23 protein-coding genes and 1 pseudogene are annotated in these 21,645 nt (G+C 40.8%); 13 read left to right on the forward strand and 11 right to left on the reverse strand.

All coding sequences use genetic code 11. The features are described from left to right. Positions 1-126: 126 nt before the first annotated feature. Complete coding sequence (gene cutC, locus LGZ98_RS03315; RefSeq protein WP_113040652.1) at positions 127-873, forward strand: copper homeostasis protein CutC; 747 nt, start codon at positions 127-129, stop codon at positions 871-873. A gap of 42 nt (positions 874-915) precedes the next feature. On the opposite strand, the gene cmoB is transcribed toward cutC, so the two are convergent. Both cmoB and cmoA read right to left on the reverse strand, forming a co-directional pair. Then, complete coding sequence (cmoB, locus tag LGZ98_RS03320) at positions 916-1,887, reverse strand: tRNA 5-methoxyuridine(34)/uridine 5-oxyacetic acid(34) synthase CmoB (protein WP_113040651.1); 972 nt, start codon at positions 1,885-1,887, stop codon at positions 916-918. Next, a complete protein-coding gene (cmoA, locus tag LGZ98_RS03325) occupies positions 1,884-2,642 on the reverse strand; it encodes a carboxy-S-adenosyl-L-methionine synthase CmoA (protein WP_113040785.1) in 759 nt (252 codons plus the stop codon). Before cmoA ends, cmoB begins: the two co-directional genes overlap by 4 nt. 301 nt (positions 2,643-2,943) lie before the next feature. Here cmoA and LGZ98_RS03330 point away from each other — a divergent pair. Beyond that, a pseudogene (locus tag LGZ98_RS03330) lies at positions 2,944-3,093 on the forward strand (type II toxin-antitoxin system RelE family toxin); the annotation flags it as partial. A 121-nt stretch (positions 3,094-3,214) separates the two neighbouring features. Here LGZ98_RS03330 and LGZ98_RS03335 read toward each other — a convergent pair. Beyond that, on the reverse strand, positions 3,215-3,610 hold the full coding sequence (locus LGZ98_RS03335; RefSeq protein WP_113040650.1) for an MAPEG family protein: 396 nt from the start codon (positions 3,608-3,610) through the stop codon (positions 3,215-3,217). A 276-nt stretch (positions 3,611-3,886) separates the two neighbouring features. Between LGZ98_RS03335 and aspS the strand changes: the two genes are divergently transcribed. The 7 genes from aspS to ruvB all read left to right on the forward strand — a co-directional run bounded on the left by aspS (position 3,887) and on the right by ruvB (position 9,349). Then, positions 3,887-5,659, forward strand: coding sequence for an aspartate--tRNA ligase (gene aspS, locus LGZ98_RS03340; protein WP_113040649.1), 1,773 nt, complete (start codon positions 3,887-3,889; stop codon positions 5,657-5,659). Then, entirely contained in the window at positions 5,659-6,096 is a 438-nt protein-coding gene (gene nudB, locus LGZ98_RS03345) for a dihydroneopterin triphosphate diphosphatase (RefSeq protein ID WP_112876059.1), read from the forward strand. The genes aspS and nudB overlap by 1 nt, the downstream gene beginning before the upstream one ends. Positions 6,097-6,125: 29 nt before the next feature. Continuing rightward, positions 6,126-6,869: a YebC/PmpR family DNA-binding transcriptional regulator gene (locus LGZ98_RS03350; protein ID WP_262977721.1), complete on the forward strand. Its 744-nt coding sequence runs from the start codon at positions 6,126-6,128 to the stop codon at positions 6,867-6,869. An 11-nt stretch (positions 6,870-6,880) separates the two neighbouring features. Then, positions 6,881-7,018 (forward strand): hypothetical protein, encoded by a 138-nt coding sequence (locus tag LGZ98_RS03355; protein WP_158536456.1) that lies wholly within the window; start codon positions 6,881-6,883, stop codon positions 7,016-7,018. 88 nt (positions 7,019-7,106) lie between these two features. Continuing rightward, positions 7,107-7,628 carry a crossover junction endodeoxyribonuclease RuvC gene (ruvC, locus tag LGZ98_RS03360; protein ID WP_112896138.1) on the forward strand — a complete coding sequence of 174 codons (522 nt, stop codon included), beginning with the start codon at positions 7,107-7,109 and terminating at the stop codon, positions 7,626-7,628. A gap of 79 nt (positions 7,629-7,707) precedes the next feature. Continuing rightward, on the forward strand, positions 7,708-8,325 hold the full coding sequence (ruvA, locus tag LGZ98_RS03365) for a Holliday junction branch migration protein RuvA (RefSeq protein WP_262977722.1): 618 nt from the start codon (positions 7,708-7,710) through the stop codon (positions 8,323-8,325). Positions 8,326-8,341: 16 nt separating this feature from the next. Next, complete coding sequence (gene ruvB, locus LGZ98_RS03370) at positions 8,342-9,349, forward strand: Holliday junction branch migration DNA helicase RuvB (RefSeq protein ID WP_228899995.1); 1,008 nt, start codon at positions 8,342-8,344, stop codon at positions 9,347-9,349. A gap of 214 nt (positions 9,350-9,563) precedes the next feature. Here the strand turns inward: ruvB and znuB are convergent, their stop codons facing one another. Together znuB and znuC are read right to left on the reverse strand one after the other, a co-directional pair. Then, positions 9,564-10,349: a zinc ABC transporter permease subunit ZnuB gene (znuB, locus tag LGZ98_RS03375; RefSeq protein ID WP_112876055.1), complete on the reverse strand. Its 786-nt coding sequence runs from the start codon at positions 10,347-10,349 to the stop codon at positions 9,564-9,566. Continuing rightward, positions 10,346-11,104 (reverse strand): zinc ABC transporter ATP-binding protein ZnuC, encoded by a 759-nt coding sequence (gene znuC / locus LGZ98_RS03380; RefSeq protein WP_113040646.1) that lies wholly within the window; start codon positions 11,102-11,104, stop codon positions 10,346-10,348. Before znuC ends, znuB begins: the two co-directional genes overlap by 4 nt. Positions 11,105-11,180: 76 nt before the next feature. Here znuC and znuA point away from each other — a divergent pair, with 76 nt between their 5' ends. The 3 genes from znuA to lpxM all read left to right on the forward strand — a co-directional run bounded on the left by znuA (position 11,181) and on the right by lpxM (position 14,576). Continuing rightward, complete coding sequence (znuA, locus tag LGZ98_RS03385; protein WP_262977723.1) at positions 11,181-12,128, forward strand: zinc ABC transporter substrate-binding protein ZnuA; 948 nt, start codon at positions 11,181-11,183, stop codon at positions 12,126-12,128. A 20-nt stretch (positions 12,129-12,148) separates the two neighbouring features. Further along, a complete protein-coding gene (mepM, locus tag LGZ98_RS03390) occupies positions 12,149-13,456 on the forward strand; it encodes a murein DD-endopeptidase MepM (RefSeq protein WP_113040644.1) in 1,308 nt (435 codons plus the stop codon). 151 nt (positions 13,457-13,607) lie between these two features. Next, on the forward strand, positions 13,608-14,576 hold the full coding sequence (lpxM, locus tag LGZ98_RS03395; RefSeq protein WP_113040784.1) for a lauroyl-Kdo(2)-lipid IV(A) myristoyltransferase: 969 nt from the start codon (positions 13,608-13,610) through the stop codon (positions 14,574-14,576). A 139-nt stretch (positions 14,577-14,715) separates the two neighbouring features. Here the strand turns inward: lpxM and darE are convergent, their stop codons facing one another. Genes darE through darB form a run of 4 tightly spaced genes read right to left on the reverse strand, consistent with a single transcriptional unit; the run spans position 14,716 to position 20,264 of the window. Then, positions 14,716-16,005, reverse strand: coding sequence for a darobactin maturation radical SAM/SPASM protein DarE (gene darE / locus LGZ98_RS03400; RefSeq protein ID WP_113040643.1), 1,290 nt, complete (start codon positions 16,003-16,005; stop codon positions 14,716-14,718). Between the two features lie 26 nt (positions 16,006-16,031). Further along, on the reverse strand, positions 16,032-16,694 hold the full coding sequence (locus LGZ98_RS03405) for an ATP-binding cassette domain-containing protein (protein ID WP_113040642.1): 663 nt from the start codon (positions 16,692-16,694) through the stop codon (positions 16,032-16,034). A 1-nt stretch (position 16,695) separates the two neighbouring features. Continuing rightward, positions 16,696-17,949, reverse strand: coding sequence for a darobactin export ABC transporter periplasmic adaptor subunit (gene darC / locus LGZ98_RS03410; protein ID WP_113040641.1), 1,254 nt, complete (start codon positions 17,947-17,949; stop codon positions 16,696-16,698). Positions 17,950-17,957: 8 nt separating this feature from the next. Next, entirely contained in the window at positions 17,958-20,264 is a 2,307-nt protein-coding gene (darB, locus tag LGZ98_RS03415; RefSeq protein WP_262977724.1) for a darobactin export ABC transporter permease subunit, read from the reverse strand. Between darB and LGZ98_RS03420 the strand changes: the two genes are divergently transcribed. Beyond that, positions 20,242-20,463 carry a hypothetical protein gene (locus LGZ98_RS03420; protein WP_113040639.1) on the forward strand — a complete coding sequence of 74 codons (222 nt, stop codon included), beginning with the start codon at positions 20,242-20,244 and terminating at the stop codon, positions 20,461-20,463. The two genes, darB and LGZ98_RS03420, sit on opposite strands and share 23 nt — an antisense overlap. A gap of 445 nt (positions 20,464-20,908) precedes the next feature. Here LGZ98_RS03420 and darA read toward each other — a convergent pair whose 3' ends face one another. Together darA and LGZ98_RS03430 are read right to left on the reverse strand one after the other, a co-directional pair. Then, complete coding sequence (gene darA / locus LGZ98_RS03425) at positions 20,909-21,079, reverse strand: darobactin family peptide antibiotic (protein ID WP_158536455.1); 171 nt, start codon at positions 21,077-21,079, stop codon at positions 20,909-20,911. 43 nt (positions 21,080-21,122) lie between these two features. Further along, complete coding sequence (locus LGZ98_RS03430; RefSeq protein WP_158536454.1) at positions 21,123-21,296, reverse strand: hypothetical protein; 174 nt, start codon at positions 21,294-21,296, stop codon at positions 21,123-21,125. Positions 21,297-21,645: the final 349 nt, after the last annotated feature.

Here is a 21,645-nt window from a genome sequence, read left to right on the forward strand (position 1 = left end):
ATTCTGACCTTGTGATTTCCTACAAATCATCGGAAATAATTAGATGTCATAGTTAGTGAATTGAACTACTGAATCGCGTAGATTCATTGATTGCTCGTTAATAACTGGGTGTCCAAGGAACTTCTGATGACAAAGTTAGAAATTTGTTGTTTTAGCGTGGGTTGCTCATTAATCGCACAACAGGCGGGTGCTGACCGGATAGAGCTTTGCGCCAGTCAGGCGGAAGGGGGATTAACACCGAGTTTTGGTACATTGAAGCAGGCTATTGAGCAATTAACTATTCCTGTGTATCCCATTGTACGTCCAAGAGGTGGTGATTTTTGCTACAGTCACTCAGATTTTGAGGTGATGAAAAATGATGTTGCTCAGATCCGTGATATGGGATTTATGGGCGTCGTTTTTGGTGTATTAGATGAAGAAGGGCATATTGATTTGCCCCGTATGCAACAATTGATGGCACTGTCTGGCGATATGGCCGTTACTTTTCACCGTGCGTTTGATATGTGTTTTAATCCTTATGTGGCACTGGATCAACTCACTCAGCTTGGTGTTAAACGAATATTGACTTCTGGTCAGCAACAGAATGCGGAATTGGGATTACCCTTATTGAAAGAGCTACATCAAGCCAGTCAGGGGCCAATTATTATGGCGGGTGCGGGTGTTCGTATGAGTAATATTCATAAATTTATCGATATCGGGTTAACGGAAGTTCACAGTTCGGCAAGACGGATTATGCCCTCTACCATGACCTACCGCAAAGCAGGGGTGACGATGAGCGCGGATAATGAAGTGGATGAGTTTTCACATTATTGTGTTGATGGTGGTGTGGTAGAGGTGATGAAAGGGATGCTGAGTCTGACTTTATTTGAGTAAAATCTATTATGGACTGGCCCAACTTTGGGCCAGTTGACAAAATCAGGGCTTACGGGCGATGAGTACCGCCCGCAGAGGAGCGGGATAACCCTCAATGGTTTTACTGTTATCCGCAGGATCGAGGAAGTCAGATAGCGATTCAGTTTTCATCCAATCTGTCCGATGTTGTTCTTCCGTCGTTGTGACTGCCTGATCGACAATTTTTACATCAACAAAACCGCACTTCTCCAGCCAAATTTTCAACATTTTTGCCGAAGGGATGAAATAGACGTTGCGCATTTGAGCATAACGTTCACCGGGGATTAAACAGGTATGTTCATCTCCTTCAACAACCAGACTTTCCAGTACTAACTCACCCTCAGATACCAGTTGGTTTTTCAACTGCCAGAGATGGTCAAGAGGAGAGCGGCGGTGATAGAGAACGCCCATCGAGAAAACCGTATCGAAAGCGGCCAGTGCCGGTAATTGTTCAATGCCCAGAGGTAAAAGATGGGCACGTTGATCATTGCCAAGCAACTTTCTGACAGCTTCAAATTGGCAGAGGAAGAGCTGAGTTGGATCGATACCAACGGCAAGTTCAGCCCCTTCACCCACCATCCGCCACAGGTGATAACCACTGCCGCAACCAACATCAAGAATTGTACGGCCGGTTAATGGAGAAATATGGGGCAGTACCCGATCCCACTTCCAATCTGAGCGCCATTCAGTATCAATATTTACGCTATAAAGCGAGAATGGGCCTTTGCGCCACGGCATGAATACTCGCAATATATTGGTAAGGCAAATTTTTTCACCTTCGGATAGGGGCGGATCGCGTTCTGCGATCACGCCATTTTTCAGATCTAATTGGGTCGGTGAAATTTCGGGTAGGTTTTCCAGGGTTTTTACCCATGGTTTAAAATTACCGTGCAGGGCCGCTTTTTGCCATTCTTGCAGTTGAGCAGGAAGGCAATTAAGCCAATGCTGGAGGTTATTTTTTGCAATAAGTTGATAAAAATTACCGAAATCGATCATTTATCGGCTCCTTTTATCGCTAGCAGTGAACCAAAGTTGAAACACTGAAACCAGACTTCAACATGGTTAAAACCGGATTGATGGAGACGGGATTTGTGTGTTTCTACAGAATCAGTCAACATGACATTTTCAAGCATGCTGCGTTTCTGGCTGATTTCCAGTTCGCTATATCCGTTAGCACGCTTAAAATCGTGGTGCATATTAAACAGTAACTCACCAATCTGTTGATCTTCAAAGCTGAATTTCTCTGATAAAACTAAAACACCCCCCGGACGTAACCCCTGATAAATCCGGTTAAGTAAACCTTGTCGATCTTGCGGGTTGAGGAATTGTAAGGTGAAATTCAGTACGACCATCGAAGCATTTTGAATATCGATATTAAGAATATCGGCTTCAATGACTTCAACCGGTGTTTGTGCCCGGAAAGCATCGATATGGCGACGACAGCGTTCCACCATTGCCGGGGAATTATCAACGGCGATAATTTTGCAGTTTTCAGCGGCAATATTGCGGCGCATTGCCAAGGTTGATGCGCCCAGAGAACAACCCAGATCATAAATTTGACTGTTTGATGTCACGAAACGACCGGCCAGCATACCAATCATGGAAACAATATTTGAATAACCTGGCACGGAGCGTTGGATCATATCAGGGAAAACTTCGGCTACCCGTTCATCGAAACGCCAGTCTCCCAGATTGGCAATGGGCGTGGCAAACAGGCTATCCCTTTGATGGTAAGGATCTTGATTTGACATAACAGCATTAATTATCAGAAAAAAAAGAAGGTGGCATTCTAACAGATGTAAAGCTTGACCTTGAACCAATTTTCTCTGTGCTTAAAAGTAGTGAATAATGGAAATATTTGAGGAATTTAAGTGTTGTACAAAAATCATATCATGGCGCGATCAATCCTTGATTTCATGAGTCAGTCAGCATTAGGGGAGCTTTGGGTTTTATATAAAAAAGTAAAGATGCATTTAAAAGCACCTTTAAATGACCTATTGTTTGCTTAAGTAAAAGAGTGAGGTGGTGTATGGCATATCAAATCTTAACAAACTGATCTATAGTCTGGAATTTGAAAAGCGGGCCTTAAAAGAGTGGAAGAAGTTAGGTCATCCAATTAAGGGGCAGCTAAAGAAAAAATTGGCTGAACGCTTAGAGAATCCTCATGTGCCGTCAGCAAGATTAAGTGGGAGAGGTAAAAAAACCAACACTTGCTCGCTTTGCATGTCAACGTTGGAAAGTCTTCCTTATATGGGGAACAGCTATGGTTAGAATAATAGGCAGCCGAGTTTGCTGCCTGTTATTTTAGTGCCAGTGGTATTCGTTAGTAGAGAGAAAATATCTGTTCCCAAGGCAAGTAGTAAATATTTGTCATCACCATTAATACGATTGAGAGATAAGTTGCTACCATGCCTGAACGTCGCCAGCGGAGTTCACGGTGGTGCAGACCATAATAATGCAAGACTCTGCCGGTGAGCAGAATCAAACCACAGACATGTATCGTCCAGACATTTGAGCCGTTCATCTCCATCATGACCAGCAATAACATAGAGATAGGGATATATTCCACAGCATTACCGTGGATGCGGATCGCTGTTTGTAATTCGTAAAAACCACCGTCTCCATATGAGACACGATATTGTGTTCTTAACTTAACCACATCAAAAGACAGCTTAATCAATAATAGTGCGCCCAACACAACATAAAGCGAGCTAACCATTTTTAACTCCATTGCCTAACCGAAATTGGCCAATTAAGTTATGATAAACCCCAAAAATAAAACTGTCGCTATAAATAGATGGGAATTGAAAATAAATTGCCTGATTATCAGACATCAAGCAATGGTATAGCATCGGAATATTACCTGCCCTTATCTCTGAGCAGAATTTCCATTATAATGGCGACCTTTTTTGACACTTCATGACATTTTTCAAGTTCAAGAACGATGCCAAAATTTCCGCAGCAACAGCACAACAGCCGAGTAAAAGGATATTGTATGCGTACTGATTATTGTGGGCAGTTGAATCTGACCCATGAAGGCCAGAAGGTGACTCTTTGTGGTTGGGTAAACCGCCGCCGTGATCTAGGTGGCTTGATTTTTATTGATATGCGTGATCGTGAAGGGATTGTTCAGGTGTTTTTTGACCCGGATCAGCAAGCCGCATTTTCTCAGGCTGCTGAACTGCGTAATGAATTCTGTATTCAAATCACCGGTACTGTACGCGCCCGTCCTGACAGTCAAATCAATAAAGATATGGCTACCGGTGAAATAGAGGTTTTTGCGGAAAGTTTGAATATCATCAACCGCTCCGAACCTTTGCCTTTGGATAGCAATCAGACGAACAGTGAAGAGCAGCGTCTGAAATATCGTTATATTGATCTGCGCCGGCCTGAAATGGCAAATCGTCTGAAAGCACGCGCTAAAATCACCAGTTTTGTTCGTCGTTTCATGGATAATCAGGGTTTCCTGGATATTGAAACGCCGATGCTGACGAAAGCAACCCCCGAAGGTGCTCGTGATTATTTGGTGCCGAGTCGTGTTCATAAAGGCAAATTTTATGCTCTGCCTCAATCCCCACAGTTATTTAAACAATTGCTGATGATGTCTGGTTTTGACCGTTATTATCAAATTGTTAAATGCTTCCGTGATGAAGATTTGCGTGCGGATCGTCAGCCAGAATTCACCCAGATCGACGTGGAAACTTCCTTTATGACTGCTGAGCAGGTAAGGGAAATGATGGAAAAAATGATCCGCGAATTGTGGCTTGAAATTGAAGGTGTTGATCTGGGGCATTTCCCGGTGATGACGTTTGCCGAAGTGATGCGTCGTTTCGGTTCTGATAAACCTGATCTGCGTAACCCATTGGAGTTGGTTGATGTTGCTGATCTGGTTAAAGATGTGGAATTTAGTGTTTTTGCTGAACCGGCGAATGACAGTAAAGGCCGCGTAGCCGTAATTCGGGTACCAGGTGGTGCTGAATTGAGTCGTAAGCAGATTGATGAATATGGCAAATTCGTTGGAATTTATGGCGCAAAAGGGCTGGCGTGGATAAAAGTCAATACGCGTGCTGCCGGTCTGGAAGGGGTTCAAAGTCCGATAGCCAAGTTCCTGAATGCAGAGGTGATTGAAGGTCTGCTTTCCCGTACCGGTGCACAGGATGGCGATATTTTGTTCTTCGGTGCTGGTAGTGTGAAGGTGGTCACTGATGCTTTGGGAGCGTTGCGTCTGAAATTAGGGCGCGATCTGAACCTGACAAAATTGGATAGCTGGCGGCCACTGTGGGTTATCGACTTCCCCATGTTCGAAGATGATGGGGAAGGTGGTCTGACTGCCATGCATCATCCATTTACTTCACCGTGTAATATGTCAGCGGCGGAGTTGGAGCAAAATCCGGTTTCGGCTATTGCCAATGCTTACGATATGGTGATTAACGGCTACGAAGTGGGTGGTGGCTCAGTGCGTATTCACCGTAATGAAATGCAACAAGCGGTGTTCCGTATTTTGGGCATTAATGAGCAGGAACAGCAGGAGAAATTTGGCTTCTTGCTGGATGCACTGAAATTTGGTACGCCTCCCCATGCAGGTTTGGCATTTGGTCTTGACCGTTTGGTTATGTTGCTGACAGGAACGGATAACATCCGTGATGTTATCGCATTCCCTAAAACTACCGCTGCCGCTTGTTTAATGACGGAAGCGCCAAGTTATGCCAATTCGGCGGCCCTTGAAGAGTTATCAATCTTTGTTGTTGCTAGAAAAGAGAGTGAATAATGGCTTACAAGCGCCCCGAGTCTGTGCTGGTGGTTATTTATGCGTTTTCCAGCCGACGGGTGCTAATGTTACAGCGGCGGGACGATCCTGATTTTTGGCAGTCTGTAACTGGCAGCCTTGATGGAGATGAAACGCCGTGGGAGACAGCATTGCGTGAAGTGCAAGAAGAAGTCGGTATCGATATTATAGGTGAAAATCTTGAACTGATAGATTGCCGGCGTTCTCTTTATTATGAGATTTTTACCCACTTGCGTCATCGCTATGCTCCAGGAGTCACCCGCAATAAAGAGTACTGGTTCTGTCTGGCATTGCCGGAAGAGCGAGAATGCCTGTTGACTGAACATCAGGCTTATCAGTGGCTGGATGCGGATAAAGCAGTAAAGCTCACTAAGTCGTGGAGCAATCGGCAGGCGATTGAAGAGTTTGTTATTGAATAAGTTTATTAGACGTTTTATCGGAGAACCTTATGGCAGGTCATAGTAAATGGGCCAACACCAAGCACCGCAAAGCTGCGCAGGATGCGAAACGCGGTAAGATTTTCACCAAAATTATCCGGGAGCTAGTAACGGCAGCCCGTCTGGGTGGTGGAGATCCTGTATCTAACCCACGTCTGCGTGCTGCAATTGATAAAGCACTGTCCAACAACATGACCCGCGATACTCTGAACCGTGCTATCGCCCGTGGTGTCGGCAACGATGAAGCGGATAACATGGAAACCATCATTTATGAAGGTTATGGTCCGGGGGGAACGGCGGTGATGGTTGAGTGTCTGAGTGATAATCGTAACCGTACTGTTTCTGATGTTCGTCATGCGTTCACTAAAACCGGTGGTAATCTGGGTACTGATGGCTCGGTTGCTTATCTGTTCACCAAAAAAGGGGTGATTTCTTACGCGCCAGGGCTGGACGAAGATGTGGTTATGGAAGCAGCGTTGGAAGCCGGCGCTGATGATGTAGAAACCTATGATGATGGCGCGATTGATGTTTACACCACACCAGAAACGTTTGGTGACGTGAAAGATGCGTTAGATGCCGCCGGTTTTGTGGCTGAATCAGCGGAAGTTTCGATGATCCCGTCCACTAAAGCGGAATTGGATGCGGAAACCGCACCTAAATTATTGCGCTTGATTGATATGTTGGAAGATTCAGACGACGTACAAGAGGTTTACCATAACGGTGAAATCTCTGATGAAGTTGCTGCTTTGCTGTAATTTCAATCGGGTTGTATACCCTATGGATTTCAAGATGCATCGCGGCGGCAAGGGAGCGAATCACCGGGAGCATAGCGAACTATGTGACCGGGGTGAGTCAGTGCAGCCAACAAAGAGGCAACTTGAAGGATAACGGGTATATAGCGTAGAGAAAGTGTGCTGTGGTACAGGACACTTTCTCTAACGTTTTTATCTCATTCATATTAAAGGTGATAATCAAAGGCGAATAAACAGAATATGGCGATTATCTTAGGTATCGACCCGGGTTCCCGCGTCACTGGCTATGGTGTGATCCGTCAGCAGGGGCGTCATTTGAGCTACCTTGGCAGTGGTTGTATCCGAACAAAAGTTGATGATCTGCCTAACCGGTTGCAGCGTATTTATGCAGGTATTCTTGAAATTATTACGCAATTTCAACCGGATGCTTTTGCCATCGAACAAGTTTTTATGGCGAAAAACGCCGATTCAGCGCTGAAATTAGGGCAAGCGCGAGGCGTTGCTATTCTTGCCGCTGTCAATCAATCTGTGCCGGTTTTTGAATATGCTGCCCGACAGGTTAAACAGACGGTTGTGGGAACCGGGGCGGCTGAAAAAAGTCAGATTCAGCATATGGTGCGTTCTATGCTGAAATTATCTGCTAATCCGCAATCCGATGCGGCAGATGCATTGGCGATTGCGATAACCCATTGTCACTTTAATCAGAATCTTTTACGGGTTGGTGATCCCAGATTAATCCTGGCGCGTGGGCGTTTAAGATAACGGCTGGATATGCATCCAGCTTTTTTTATGTTATAACCATAAATAGAACAATCAGTTGTATTTTTTAGGGGATAAACGAGTGATAGGGCGTCTCAGAGGAATTGTGCTGGAAAAACAACCACCTTTGGTTTTACTGGAAACGAATGGCGTTGGTTATGAAGTTCATATGCCAATGACCTGTTTTTATGAATTGCCTGATGCTGGACAGGAAACTGTTCTATTTACTCACTTTATTGTGCGTGAAGATGCGCAATTACTTTATGGTTTTAATGATAAGCAAGAGCGGTCTCTATTCCGTGAATTAATTAAAGTGAATGGTGTTGGGCCTAAATTGGCGTTGGCTATTCTTTCGGGCATGTCTGCGCAGCAATTTGTTTCTGCTATTGAACAAGAGGCGATCGCTTCTCTGGTTAAACTGCCGGGTGTGGGTAAGAAAACCGCTGAACGGCTGGTGGTTGAAATGAAAGATCGCTTTAAAGGGCTGAATGGCGATCTCTTCAATCAGAGCAGTGATATTAATTTGCCGGCAACGGCCAAACAGACAACTTCTGACGCTGATAGCGAAGCGGAAGCCGCTGCGGCATTAGTCTCTTTGGGTTACAAACCACAGGAAGCCAGCCGCATGGTAAATAAAGTCGCTAAACCGGGGGCGGATTGTGAAACACTTATCCGCGAAGCGCTTCGCGCTGTTCTCTAAGTTACAGGGGTAAGCCATGATTGAAGCTGACCGTCTGGTTTCTGCGGAAGTTTTGCCAGATGATGAAGCCGTTGACCGCGCCATCAGACCTAAATTGTTGTCTGAATATGTCGGACAACCGCAGGTCTGTGAGCAGATGGAGATTTTTATTCAGGCTGCCAGACAGCGTGGTGATGCTCTTGACCATCTACTGATTTTTGGTCCGCCGGGATTGGGGAAAACAACGCTGGCGAATATTGTTGCCAATGAGATGGGTGTTAATCTTCGCACAACTTCAGGCCCGGTGTTGGAAAAGGCGGGTGATTTGGCGGCAATGCTGACCAATCTTGAACCGCACGATGTATTGTTTATCGATGAAATTCACCGCTTATCGCCGGTAGTGGAAGAAATTCTCTATCCAGCAATGGAAGATTACCAGCTAGATATTATGATTGGCGAGGGGCCGGCAGCCCGTTCGATTAAAATTGATTTGCCACCTTTTACCCTGATTGGGGCGACTACTCGCGCAGGTTCTTTGACTTCTCCACTGCGTGATCGGTTCGGTATCGTACAGCGTCTTGAATTTTATAATGTGGACGATTTGCAAAGTATCGTTTCTCGCAGCGCTCGTTTTATGGGGGTAGCGATCAGTGATGAGGGCGCCCGGCAAGTTGCCATGCGTTCTCGTGGAACGCCACGGATTACAAACCGTTTACTGCGCCGGGTACGTGATTTTGCTCAAGTAAAAGGGAATGGTGCGATTGATGGCAATATTGCCACCAGAGCGCTGGATATGTTGAGCGTAGATGCTGCCGGTTTTGATTATCTGGATCGTAAGTTACTGATTGCCATCATTGATAAATTTATGGGCGGGCCGGTTGGGGTAGATAACCTTGCCGCTGCTATTGGTGAAGAGCGGGAAACAATTGAGGATGTGCTGGAACCCTTTTTGATTCAACAGGGTTTTATTCAACGCACTTCCCGTGGACGAATTGCCACCGAACATGCTTATCGCCATTTTGGTATGGTTAGAGATCAGGAATGACTTGTTTAATTACCTGAAAAATCGGGATGGGTACTCCCGCAAGGGAAACCTATCCCGTTCTCCTGATAACTGGGTTATACCCGTCATCTTTCAAGTTGCCTCTTTGTTGGCTGCACTCACACCCCGGTCACATCGTTACCTATGCTCCCGGGGATTCTCTCCCTTGCCGTCGCGATGCATCTTGAAATCCATTGGGTTATACCCACTCAGTGGATCAATTTTTTGCTTTACTGATCAGGCTGATAATAAACATCACCGCAGCACATAGCACGACAGAGGGCCCTGCTGGTGTGTCGTAAACGGCGGAGAAAGCTAATCCACCGGTGACGGCAAGCGTACCAACCGCAATAGCAATACCGGCCATTTGTTCCGGTGTACGGGCAAAACGGCGAGCAGTAGCGGCCGGGATAATGAGCAGGGAGGTGATAATCAGTGCGCCGACAAACTTCATTGCCAAGCCGATTGTCAACGCTGTTACCAGCATTAACAGCACTCTTAACCGCTGTATTTTAATTCCATCCACAAAAGCCATTTCTTGACTGACGGTGATAGAGAGCAAGGCGTTCCATTGCCAGAACAGGAGCGTGGTGACCATGGTGACACCGATGGCAATCAACCAAATATCTTCATAGGTGACTGATAACAAATCACCAAACAGATAAGCCATCAAATCAACTCGCACATTAGACATTAAACTGACAACCACTAGCCCTAATGATAATGCGCTGTGAGCCATAATCCCCAACAAAGTATCGATTGCCAGTTGAGGACGTTTCTCCAGCCAAACTAAAATAATTGCCAGTATCAAAGTGACGGCGATAATTGTGTAAAAAGGGCTAATATTTAGCAATAATCCGAAAGCAACGCCCAGTAATGAAGCATGAGCCAGAGTATCGCCAAAATAGGACATTCTGCGCCAGACAACAAATGAACCTAATGGCCCGGCAGCAATAGCCAATAATACGCCGGCCAACCAACCGGGGAATAATAATTCGATCATGAGTGGCATTCCCTGTTATTTTCCAAGCTAATTTTCCCTTTCAGATCATGGTGATGGTCGTGTTGGTGGCGGTATATCGCCAATTGTTCAGCACCATGATGACCAAACATCGCGATAAATTCAGGGTGGGTTGAAACAACTTCAGGTGTGCCGGAACAACAAATATGTTGATTAAGGCATAAAACTTCGTCTGTTTTCGCCATGACCAGATGCAAATCATGGGAAACCATCAATACAGCGCAATGCAATTCGGTCCTGATTTGATTGATTAAATCATAAAGTGCTAATTGACCATTAACATCGACCCCTTGTGTTGGTTCATCAAGGACGAGTAATTGAGGTTGATTTAATAGTGCTCTGGCTAATAAAACCCGTTGGCTTTCCCCACCGGATAATTTTTGCATGGGCTGCTGCAATAGATGAGCAGCATTCACCCATTCAAGTGCCGGTAATATATCGCCAGATTTTACCCCGGGTTTTAGCATCATGAAGCGTTTAACTGTCAATGGCAGGGTGGGGTCAAGATGCAACTTCTGTGGAACATAGCCGATTTTCAATCCATCGGTATATTCAATAGTGCCGGATGATGGCTCAATAAGCCCTAAAACAACGCGGACTAAAGTTGATTTACCGGCACCATTAGGACCTAGCAACGTCAGAATATTTCCTCGTTGCAAATGTAGAGAGATATTGTTTAATACCCGACGATCGCCGAAATTAACAGCAATATTTTTTAAAGTGATGAGTGTCGACATGTTAAATATATCTTGCGTGAACATTGAGATGTTATAATATAACAATTCTGGTTTCTGTCCACGAGATATTTACATTATGTTACACAAATCATATAAACTAGCGCACAAGTTTCTCTGTAAGACTGCGATTACTGCTGTTTTCATGTCAGGAACGATACAATCGGTTAATGCCGATGTTGTAACATCAATCCGTCCGTTGGGTTTTATTGCTGCGGCAATAACTGAGGGTGTAACTGATACGCAGGTACTGTTACCTGATGGGGCATCACCGCATGATTATGCATTGAAACCGTCTGATCTTAAGAAAGTTAACCAAGCAGATTTAGTTGTGTGGGTTGGACCTGAGATGGAAATCTTTTTGTCTAAACCGTTAGCCAAAGTTCCACAAAATAAACAGTTAGTTTTAGCACAATTGCCAACGATTAGGCCATTATTGCTGAAAAATAATGAAGATTTACCCGAATCGGATCAACATAAACATGAAGATGGTCATGAACATCATTCTCATGGTGAATATAATATGCACATCTGGTTATCACCAGAAATAGCAAAACAGGTCGCACAGGGGATTTATGACCAATTACAAGCGCGTTATCCGCATAAAAAAGCAGCGCTGGACGTAAACCTACGTAAATTCAATACGCAGCTTGCGCAAACTGACAAAAATATTGCTAATATCCTTAAGCCGGTGCGTGGTAAGGGGTATTTTGTTTTTCACGATGCTTATGGCTATTTCGAGCAGCATTATGGCCTGACGCCATTAGGACATTTTACGATTAATCCTGAAATACAACCTGGCGCACAAAAATTACATCATATACGAACACAATTGGTTGAGCAGAAAGCAACCTGCATTTTTGCTGAGCCACAATTCAGGCCGACCGTTATTAATGCTGTGGCGAAGGATACGGGAGTGCGTATGGGCACGTTAGATCCGTTAGGAGGCCGCATCGTATTGGATAAGGACAGCTATATGAAATTTATAACTCAGTTGTCGGAACAGTACGCGGATTGCCTGAATTAAAGTAATAAGGAATTCAATGAGTGCAACAGATAGTTAAAACTATCGTTCTGGTGTATAAGGAGTTACCGCGACCGCATAAAATTATGTTGGGTTCGCTGACTGTAGCAACATTGGTTGTCACTATGTGGCAACCTATTGCTTATCATCATGAACAAGAAGAAACAACAGTCGGTAGCATCGCCATCAATCTTCCCGTAAATAGTGATGAGATTATTGCAGATAGCAGTGAACAGCTACCGGACGAGGGTATTCCTGATGAAGAGACGAACTCAGAGGTTACGGCTCAAACTCCGCATGAATATATTGTCTCCGACGGTGACACCCTCAGTAATATTCTGACCCAATTTGGTATCGACTCTTCTGATGTAGCGTTACTCGCGAGTCAGCATAAAGCGTTACGGGGACTGAACATTGGTCAGCCATTGTCATGGACAGTCAATGAAGCGGGTGACTTGCAAACGCTGACTTGGGGTGTTTCCCGCCGTGAAATGCGCATTTATACCCGTGAAGGCGATCTGTTTAAAGAAACAAAAGAGTTTCAGAAAGGGGAGTGGAAAAACAGCGTCGTCGTTGGCGTTGTTGATAGTAACTTTACCAGCAGTGCTTTAAATGCCGGCTTAACCAGCAGTGAAGCGCGTGAAGTCACTAAAGCACTGCAATGGCAAATTGATTTGCGTAAATTACATGAAGGTGATCGTTTCTCTGTATTGCTGTCCCGTGAAATGTTGGATGGTCACAGTGAACAGAGCCAATTACTGGGTGTTCGCCTAAATAGTGGTGGTAAAGATTATTATGCTATCCGGGCGGAAGATGGGCGTTTTTATGATCGTCAAGGTTCCGGTCTGGAGCGCGGATTTTTGCGTTTTCCAACCACCAAGCAATTTCGGGTATCTTCCCAATTTAATCCTCGGCGTGTGAATCCAGTCACTGGTCGGGTTGCGCCGCATAAAGGTGTGGATTTTGCCATGCCAGTGGGAACACCTGTTTTGGCGGTGGGTGACGGTGAGGTGATTGTCTCCAAATATAACGGAGCAGCAGGTAACTTTATTGCCATTCGCCATGGCCGCCAATATACCACGCGTTATATGCACTTGAGAAAGCTGCTGGTGAAATCAGGGCAGAAGGTAAAACGGGGTGATCGTATTGCGTTGTCCGGTAGCACTGGACGTTCTACGGGCCCACATTTGCATTATGAATTCTGGATCAATCAGCAGGCGGTAAACCCATTAACGGCTAAATTACCGCGTTCTGGAGGTTTGAGTGGTAAAGAACGCACAGAATTCCTGGCAACGATAAAAGAGGTAACGCCTCAGCTTCTGTTAGATTGAGTTTAATTGTTCATTAGTAACAGACTTTAAAGCGGATGATTGATATCATCCGCTGTCGTTTTGTATTGCAGAACAAGATATGTTGACATTTGTTGATATAGATCCCTGTATTAAAATGGCAAATTATCGTTTTGTTTTAAAGAGTTATCTCATGCATAAAGAGACAGATAAAGACAGTAAAGCTGGTTATGTGCCGACATTTCATAAATCTTACCTGCATCCTCGTTACTGGGGATTATGGCTGGGCATTGGTGTGTTGGCCGGGCTGGCTTACCTGCCGGTTAAAGTGCGTGATCCTCTGCTAGCTAAAATAGGCTGGCTAGCGGGTAAGTTTGCGAAAGGGGCACGTCGTAGAGCAAGAATAAATCTGTGTTACTGTATGCCGGAACTCACGGAGCAACAGCGTGAAGCATTGATTGATAAGATGTTTTCTACCGCACCTCAACCTTTTGTTATGTTGGCTGAACTTTGTTTACGTGGTACAAAATCAACGTTAAGCCGGACGCAGTGGCATGGGGAAGAGATTATTCTTCAACTGAAAGAGCAGGGGAAGAATGTTATTTTCATGGTTCCTCATGGCTGGGCTGTGGATATTCCTGCGATATTGCTGACGGCGGGTGGACAAAAAGCAGCGGCTATGTTTCATCATCAAAAAAACCCAGTATCAGATTATTTGTGGAATAAAGCTCGCAGTCAATTTGGTGGTCGTTTACATTCCCGTGATGCTGGAATTAAACCTTTTATCGCCACTGTTCGCCAGGGTTTCTGGGGATATTATCTGCCTGATCAAGATCATGGTGAGGAGCACAGTGAATTTGTCGATTTCTTTGCAACTTATAAAGCAACGTTACCGGCAATTGGGAGATTGATGAAGGTTTGTCGTGCCGCTATTGTGCCCCTGTTTCCGGTTTATAATTACCGTACCCACCAGCTTGATATTTATATTCGACCACCAATGGATGATATTGATGGCAAAGATGATGCTTTTATTGCTCGTCGGATGAATGAAGAATTAGAACAATTGGTGCGACCAAATCCTGAGCAGTACACCTGGATACTTAAATTGCTTAAGACTCGGAAAGCGGGTGATATTGGGCCGTATAACAGAGAAGATCTGTGATTTTAGTCGCAAAGATGTAAAGTTATTATCACGGTTTGAAAGTTTTTATTGTCCCCCTAATGTTGGATATGGCATCCAATAGTTAGGGGGTATTTTGACGAGGCATTTTATATTTGCACTTAAAATATCAGGATAGCATTTATGCAGCTATGGTTTGTTTTATTGTCTCTAACAAACCTCCGGTTCCACAACATGAGTCATTATAATTCGGATTATGTTTTCTGTTAGTCACTCTATCGTGAGGACATCCACCATTACATAAGTGAAACCATTTACATTGATGCATTTTTTCGTATGATTCCATTTCTTCTTTAAGATGATTCTTATTTGTGTTTGATTTAGCTAATAAATGTCCAAGATCGTTATCGATAATCGAACCATAATTATTTCCCTCGGCGCCAACATATTTGTCACATGCTGATACAGTACCATTAGGTTCCAGAGTGATAATTTCCTGAGAGCAATTACCTGCCCAATAACAATCTGATATTTTCTTTTGAGATGATTTAATACTGTCAATAAATCCATGAAACAGACGAATATTGATTTTATCTTGATAACCATTCCACCAAACACGGAAAACCTTGGAAAGGAAATTAATATAATTATGGTAAGTTATATAACTTCCTCCAGGATTGTCACCGGGTTGACAACGGTTATCTGGAACAATATTCAAAAACTCAATATCCGTTAAACCAATTTCGTAAAAATAAGAGAGCATTTTTTCTATATTTGATTCGTAAACATCTCTATCGACAACAACAAGAGCACCGTAAGGGATGCCATAACTTCTTAATTTCTTCATACCTGCGGCAACTTTATGAGATGTTGGTCTACCTCTATAATCTAATCTCCTGCTATCGTGTATTTCTGGAATACCGTCAACGCTTATACCTACCCCCATCCCGATCCCTTTAAGGAATACCAGCCAATCTTCGGGAATATTGACCGCATTGGTTTGTACAGAATTGGTAATGACTTGATCTGGTTTTTTAAATTGTTCTTGCAACCAGATAAGTTTTTTAAAATAATTAACACTCAATAGAGTTACTTCACCTCCATGCCAGACAAATTCGAACCGCTTTATATTGGGTATAGATAGGAAACGGTGAATAGAGCGCATTAAATTGAAGAATGTTAACGTATTTCCTTTTCCTTCTGCCCAGGAATGGCAATAAGTACATCTTAAATTGCAAAGCCTGGTAGCTTTAACAACAACGACTAGCTTATTGGCATTAATAATTTCAGGGCTAAAGTGTATGCCCATCTCCTCATTATATAAAGCCAATTCATCATCATCTAATATCTTTTCAGCCGGGATTTCGCCGATAATTCTGCAAGCCAACTGTCTGTAATTAATCTTAGGCGATTTCTTGAGAATCGATGATTCATCTGAATCTAAATGTTTTATTGGGATTATTGTGTCCATAAAGAACTCCTTCATGTTATTTATGCTCAAGCAAGTAAATGGCCATCCTTCATGGTTAATGTTCTGTGAGAAAATGCAGCCGCTTCAATGGAATGAGTTACCATAACAATAGTCGTGCCGTTTTCATTCAGATCTTTCAGTGAAGACAAGATATTTTGACCATTTATGCTATCCAGATTTCCCGTTGGCTCATCAGCCAATAAAATAGTGGGATTTGATATCATTGCTCTGGCAATAGCGACACGTTGTTGTTGTCCGCCAGATAATTGTACCGGTTTATGATTTTCTCGGTTTTCTAATCCAAAATGACTTATTGCATCAAATACTTTATTTTTTCTCTGTTTTTTAGAAAAACCTCTATATTTCAATGGTAGTTCTATATTTTCAAATACAGTTAGATTGGGTAATAAATTGAATGATTGAAAAATATAACCAATAAATTCTCGTCTGAATGATATTTTTTCAGAATATTTCATTGTTAAAATATTGCTATTATTCAGTGTGAATTGACCGCTATCGATCGTTTCAAACATGCCAATAACATTGAGTAATGTTGATTTCCCTGATCCAGATGCGCCCATTATGGAGATAAATTCACCTTTATCTATATTGAGATTTATTTCATTCAAAACATTTGTTTGAATAAATTTCGTTTTATATGATTTACAGACATTCATCATGCTAATCATTTTATTCAATCCTTACGGTATCATTATTAACCAATCTATTTTTACCAAAGCTCACTAACGTTTGTCCTTCAGTAACACCATTTTTAATCTCAATATTGGAACCAGTATCCTGCCCGATGGACACTTGAATACGTTGAGCAATTTTTTTATCTGGATAGTAAACAAATACATAGCTCTTATTATCAATAGAAAAGACCATTGATGAGGGGATGGAGAATATTTTTCGATCTTCATTAAGTTTAATGATGACATCAACGGATTGCCCCCGTTTGAAGTTAATGGCTTTCTTATCTTCCAATTCAAATCTAACTTTGAATGTTCCATTATTAACTTCAGATGAAATTAACTTCACAAGCAAAGGTATTTTTCCATTGTTATAGATTAAGCTGGCAGATGAATGGTAGGTTATTTTATTTAAATAATATTCGTTAATCTCTGATTCAAAATAGAAACTTGATAAATCATCCACAATAGCAATTTGATCACCAGGCTTTAAGCGCTGACCTAGAATTAAATCTAATGAACTGATATTACCGGCTATAGGTGATTTTATTGAAAGTTGTTCAAAACCATTTTCAATAATTTCAGAAAGTTTTCGCTGTTTTTCGACAAATTCGTCTATTTCTTTTAATTGCTTTGATATGTCACGATCTTTATCATTTTTCAATTTTTTATAAAATAAATAAACATCGTGCCAGTAATCTCTTTTAATCTTTAAATCAGACAAAGTTTCTTTAGAAACATAATTTTTGTGTACAAGATCATGATATCGTCTTAACTTGTCTTCTACCTCTTTCAACTCTTTATCGGCTTCTAAGAATCTGTTATTGATATTCCTGTAATCAGATTGCAAATTTATTCTGATATTGATCAAATTATTCAATTTATCTGTAACATCCGCTAACATTGCAGAATTATTCAATGTGAAATTAAAATTAGATAATTTAACGATTTCTTCACTCTTTAAAACATCTTGTGATGGTTTTTTCATTATATCGGTAACGATTCCGCCAATCTCTGTTGAGATAGATACACTTTTATTAGGAACAACAACCGCTCTTGTTTTCAGAACATCACTATCTACTTTGCTGCTGACATGAAATTGAGTCACTTCATTTTCATTGACGACAGCCTCTTTGGCTGAAGTGACGTAATAGATAATAAAGGCGATAAATGAAATAAAAGCGATAAAGAAAATGAGAATTAATAATTTCTCCTTATTATGTATTCTTTTTTTTCTAATTTCTATATCCATGATTAATCTCACAAAAATTTAGTAGCAGAGAGTTTTCTATAATTCACCAAATAGGTAGTGATCATGATAATAACGGTGAATATCATTGTAGCAGATAGCGCGAGAGCACTGTATACAAAAGAGTCAGTGTAAATTACGCTATATTCATTGAGTAGATAAACTAAAATTGTTCTTCCCAATAGATATGCTACGAAAATTGATGCGATGATAGGGATGACGCTTTTCGATAAAAAGTGAGTAAGGTTTGTATAAATGGAACCACCAATGGACTCCATTATACTTAATTCTTTTTTCATAGAGTTAAAGTCGGTCATACTGGTAGTAAAACAGGCAATGATTAATAATAGGATGGAAAATATAGCGACAGCCGATGATAATTTTATTACTTTTAAATAGTTATCATAATAAGCATAAAATAAATCACTGGTTAAATCAATTTCATTTTTATCAAAACCCTGTTCTGATAATTTTTTGAGTACCGGAGCAAGGTGACTAATATCATTTAGATTCAGCGAGGCATATTTGCTGTGATCTTTTTTTATGAAAACAATGATGGGTCTAAAAGGTTCATCTACCGCGCCTAAATTAAAATCATCTATAATCTGAATAAATCTAATTTGGATCTTTTTATCCTCCATTATGTACCAATAGTAATTATTAAAAATATCATCGTATTGAGTGATGACATTCTGTTTTAAAAATTCTTTTGTGACTAATGCATTGACTATATTGGCATTATCACTTTGATATACTCGATTATTTCCGCCGGCTAAGATTTTCATTTTCCATACATTAGTAAAATTCTCGTCCGCGGTAATAACATTAGACGAAATATAGTTATTCTTGTTTTGTTGGCCGGAATAGTAAACAGTGATATTTTCCCTTGACATGTCAAATGGTCGCCAGTTACTTAGGGTTATGTTTGATGTATTGTATTGGTTGATAAGATTATAGCTTAATTCATTAATCGCTAATTTCTTGCTATTATCGTTATTAATTGCTACCGATATTGTCTTGGTATTATCATACGGCGTATGTAAATCAACAAGGTGAATATATTGATTTGCTAATCCAGTGACTAAATAAATAGACACTCCAGAAACAAGTAATTGAATAGCTAATGATGATTTTCTAAACCAAGAGGCAAGTGTTGATTCATATCTCATATCCATTTTTCTATTTCTTTGATAAATATAGAAACGTAATGAGAATGAAAAATGTATTGATGAAATAAAAATAAAAGTGATAAAAATAGAGAATATCCCCAGATATATTAAACTCTTTATTTCTAATAGGGAAAATATATTTTTGATATAATGTGATGTATTGAATATTGTGATAATAAGCAATAAGAATATAAGGGTAGAGAATATGATTCTTATCAGCATAGAAGGTAATGAATCTTTTATAATATTGAAAGTTGAAGCACCTAATGCTTTCTTTAACTGATAGATATCCCTTTTTTCTGCTGAATCCGCAGAAGTTAAATTATAGTAGTTGGTGAGTGCCGAAAATAAGATAAACGCGAATGCAATATATGAACTATAGATTATTTCCTTTGATAAACCAATAGATATTTCATCAGGTAATCCATCTTGATAATGCATATCTTTTAATTTTTTTAGTGATAGATGAATAAATTCACTGGCAGTAAATGGCGCGCCTGGAAGATTGGGCGCTTTGGTTTCAATAATATGCTTGAGTAGTGCATTGAGATTAGATATTGCCTTTTCATTAGCAAATTTTATAAAAACATAAGCCTGGGTATCATACCAATTGAATAGTTCTTTATTGTAATCTTTAATCAGCGTTGGTTTAAATGCAATAATAGCTTGAATATTAAGGCTGGAATCGCGACGTCTTTCTAAAATATCTTTGATGATATAGGTTTCATTGTTTAAAACGAGGGATTTTCCTTTGGGCTTTTCTAAGCCGAGATAGTGGTTATTGAACTCTTCTGTGATATAAATCTCATTTGCTCCCAGAGAGGTATCCACTTTCTTAAAGGGAGATAGGGTATTCAGGAATTCATCATTTACCGCAAACACTGGAACTTTAGTGATCTTTTTTCCCTTTAATTCAATAGTCGTATTAAGTTTAAAAAAGTAGTTTACGTGGCTTATTCTCTCATCTTTTCTCAGTTCGTCTATGAGTGGCAAGGGTGATTTTGCTGATCTGACTTTTTCTCCGTTAGGTAAATTAAAGGTCGTTTCTACCCGGTAAAAACTGCTATTGTTTTGATAGTCGTTATCGACCTGCATATCTGAATAGAAGGCGGTGGAGAGTAAATAAATGGCTAATATCGCTATTGACACTGAGAGTATCGATACTGAAATATTGAAACGCTTCATGGATTTTGAGATGTTAATAGCGTTCATTTGTGGCTACTATTCCTTATTGTATATACCCGTCATCTTTCAAGTTGCCTCTTTGTTGGCTACACTCACTCACCCCGGTCACATCGTTATCTATGCTCCCGGGGATTCGCTCCCTTGCCGTCTCGATCCATCTTGAAATCTATAGGGTATAGGGACAAGTTTTAATATAAATGTTGAGGTACCGTGTTTAGATACCGATATCCTTGCCTTTGAGTATTCCACATAACTTACATGAAGATCCAATTAAAGTGTTTTTTTCTGTCAATATGTGTTTTTTCTCATATTTTTACACTTTTGAGTTACTGAAATCTATTATATTTATATGTAGAGATGAAAAAATTTAATCCAATGAGTATATTGTCTCTTTTCGAAAAAGACAAAATTTTCTTCGGAGGTGAAATCAGTTATCTATATTGTTAAAATTATTATATTCACATAATGAAATTATTTAGGGTAATCCCAAAAAATTCATACGATTACCCTATGGTCAAGGTTCAAAAAATTTTTAATTGAACGGATGCAGTATTTATCCTAATAGGTATTTTTTTTCAGGAAAATAAAATAACCTGATAGGATAGGTTTTAAATCTCTTGGAAGCTCTTTGACCAGTTCCAGGCGGTGATCTCAGGGACCTTTGGTTTACTGCTTAATTCTTTCAGTGCTTTTTCAGTAATTGAGAGTTCGGTCTCTTTGAATGATGCAGCAAGGGAATTTAGTGCTTCTTGAGTTTTATAGGTTGAGGTATTATGCATGATAATCTCCACTTTATTTTTAGATGGTTAATTAGTTAACCTGCTATTTCCTTCTAATAGAGATATACCCGTTATCTTTCAAATTGCCTCTTTGTTGGCTGCACTCATTCACCCCGGTCACATCGTTATCTATGCTCCCGGGGATTCGCTCCCTTGCCGTCGCGATCCATCTTGAAATCCATTGGGTATATATTATTAGGAAATATTGTATTTCCATATGGAAAATGCTGATATCAGTATTTAATTAATAGTACTATATTAAATGATTGTCAATATTCTTTGTTGTTTTTTATGACATCATTTGGCAGAGGTAAGTCCCGATTTTTGGTATGTCGGACAGCTATGACTTTAATAAAATAGAAATTTTTGGCAATGAGAATTTATTTAACTTATTCTTATTGCTATGTTTAAGGTGAATATTTTAAGAATAAATTTAACATCATATTTTTATAATATCTAATTGAAATATTTCCATAATAAAACATTAGAGAAGATTAAAATTATTCTTTTGAGGTAAAGGATTTATACCCTATGGATTTCAAATAAAAGTGCGCCAGTTTTCTGAT

The sequence above is a fragment of the Photorhabdus kayaii genome, from assembly GCF_025384895.1.
Lineage (GTDB): Bacteria > Pseudomonadota > Gammaproteobacteria > Enterobacterales > Enterobacteriaceae > Photorhabdus > Photorhabdus kayaii.

Excerpts from the sequence above, each read along its gene's own strand:
- znuB (WP_112876055.1), bottom strand. The coding sequence starts at position 10,349 with ATGATCGAATTATTATTCCCCGGTTGGTTGGCCGGCGTATTATTGGCT.
- LGZ98_RS03350 (WP_262977721.1), top strand. The coding sequence starts at position 6,126 with ATGGCAGGTCATAGTAAATGGGCCAACACCAAGCACCGCAAAGCTGCG.
- cmoB (WP_113040651.1), bottom strand. The coding sequence starts at position 1,887 with ATGATCGATTTCGGTAATTTTTATCAACTTATTGCAAAAAATAACCTC.
- cmoA (WP_113040785.1), bottom strand. The coding sequence starts at position 2,642 with ATGTCAAATCAAGATCCTTACCATCAAAGGGATAGCCTGTTTGCCACG.
- darE (WP_113040643.1), bottom strand. The coding sequence starts at position 16,005 with ATGGACACAATAATCCCAATAAAACATTTAGATTCAGATGAATCATCG.
- aspS (WP_113040649.1), top strand. The coding sequence starts at position 3,887 with ATGCGTACTGATTATTGTGGGCAGTTGAATCTGACCCATGAAGGCCAG.
- znuA (WP_262977723.1), top strand. The coding sequence starts at position 11,181 with ATGTTACACAAATCATATAAACTAGCGCACAAGTTTCTCTGTAAGACT.
- LGZ98_RS03430 (WP_158536454.1), bottom strand. The coding sequence starts at position 21,296 with ATGGAAATACAATATTTCCTAATAATATATACCCAATGGATTTCAAGA.
- ruvB (WP_228899995.1), top strand. The coding sequence starts at position 8,342 with ATGATTGAAGCTGACCGTCTGGTTTCTGCGGAAGTTTTGCCAGATGAT.
- LGZ98_RS03420 (WP_113040639.1), top strand. The coding sequence starts at position 20,242 with ATGGCTAATATCGCTATTGACACTGAGAGTATCGATACTGAAATATTG.
- LGZ98_RS03335 (WP_113040650.1), bottom strand. The coding sequence starts at position 3,610 with ATGGTTAGCTCGCTTTATGTTGTGTTGGGCGCACTATTATTGATTAAG.
- LGZ98_RS03405 (WP_113040642.1), bottom strand. The coding sequence starts at position 16,694 with ATGATTAGCATGATGAATGTCTGTAAATCATATAAAACGAAATTTATT.
- cutC (WP_113040652.1), top strand. The coding sequence starts at position 127 with ATGACAAAGTTAGAAATTTGTTGTTTTAGCGTGGGTTGCTCATTAATC.
- lpxM (WP_113040784.1), top strand. The coding sequence starts at position 13,608 with ATGCATAAAGAGACAGATAAAGACAGTAAAGCTGGTTATGTGCCGACA.
- znuC (WP_113040646.1), bottom strand. The coding sequence starts at position 11,104 with ATGTCGACACTCATCACTTTAAAAAATATTGCTGTTAATTTCGGCGAT.
- darC (WP_113040641.1), bottom strand. The coding sequence starts at position 17,949 with ATGGATATAGAAATTAGAAAAAAAAGAATACATAATAAGGAGAAATTA.
- nudB (WP_112876059.1), top strand. The coding sequence starts at position 5,659 with ATGGCTTACAAGCGCCCCGAGTCTGTGCTGGTGGTTATTTATGCGTTT.
- ruvC (WP_112896138.1), top strand. The coding sequence starts at position 7,107 with ATGGCGATTATCTTAGGTATCGACCCGGGTTCCCGCGTCACTGGCTAT.
- darA (WP_158536455.1), bottom strand. The coding sequence starts at position 21,079 with ATGCATAATACCTCAACCTATAAAACTCAAGAAGCACTAAATTCCCTT.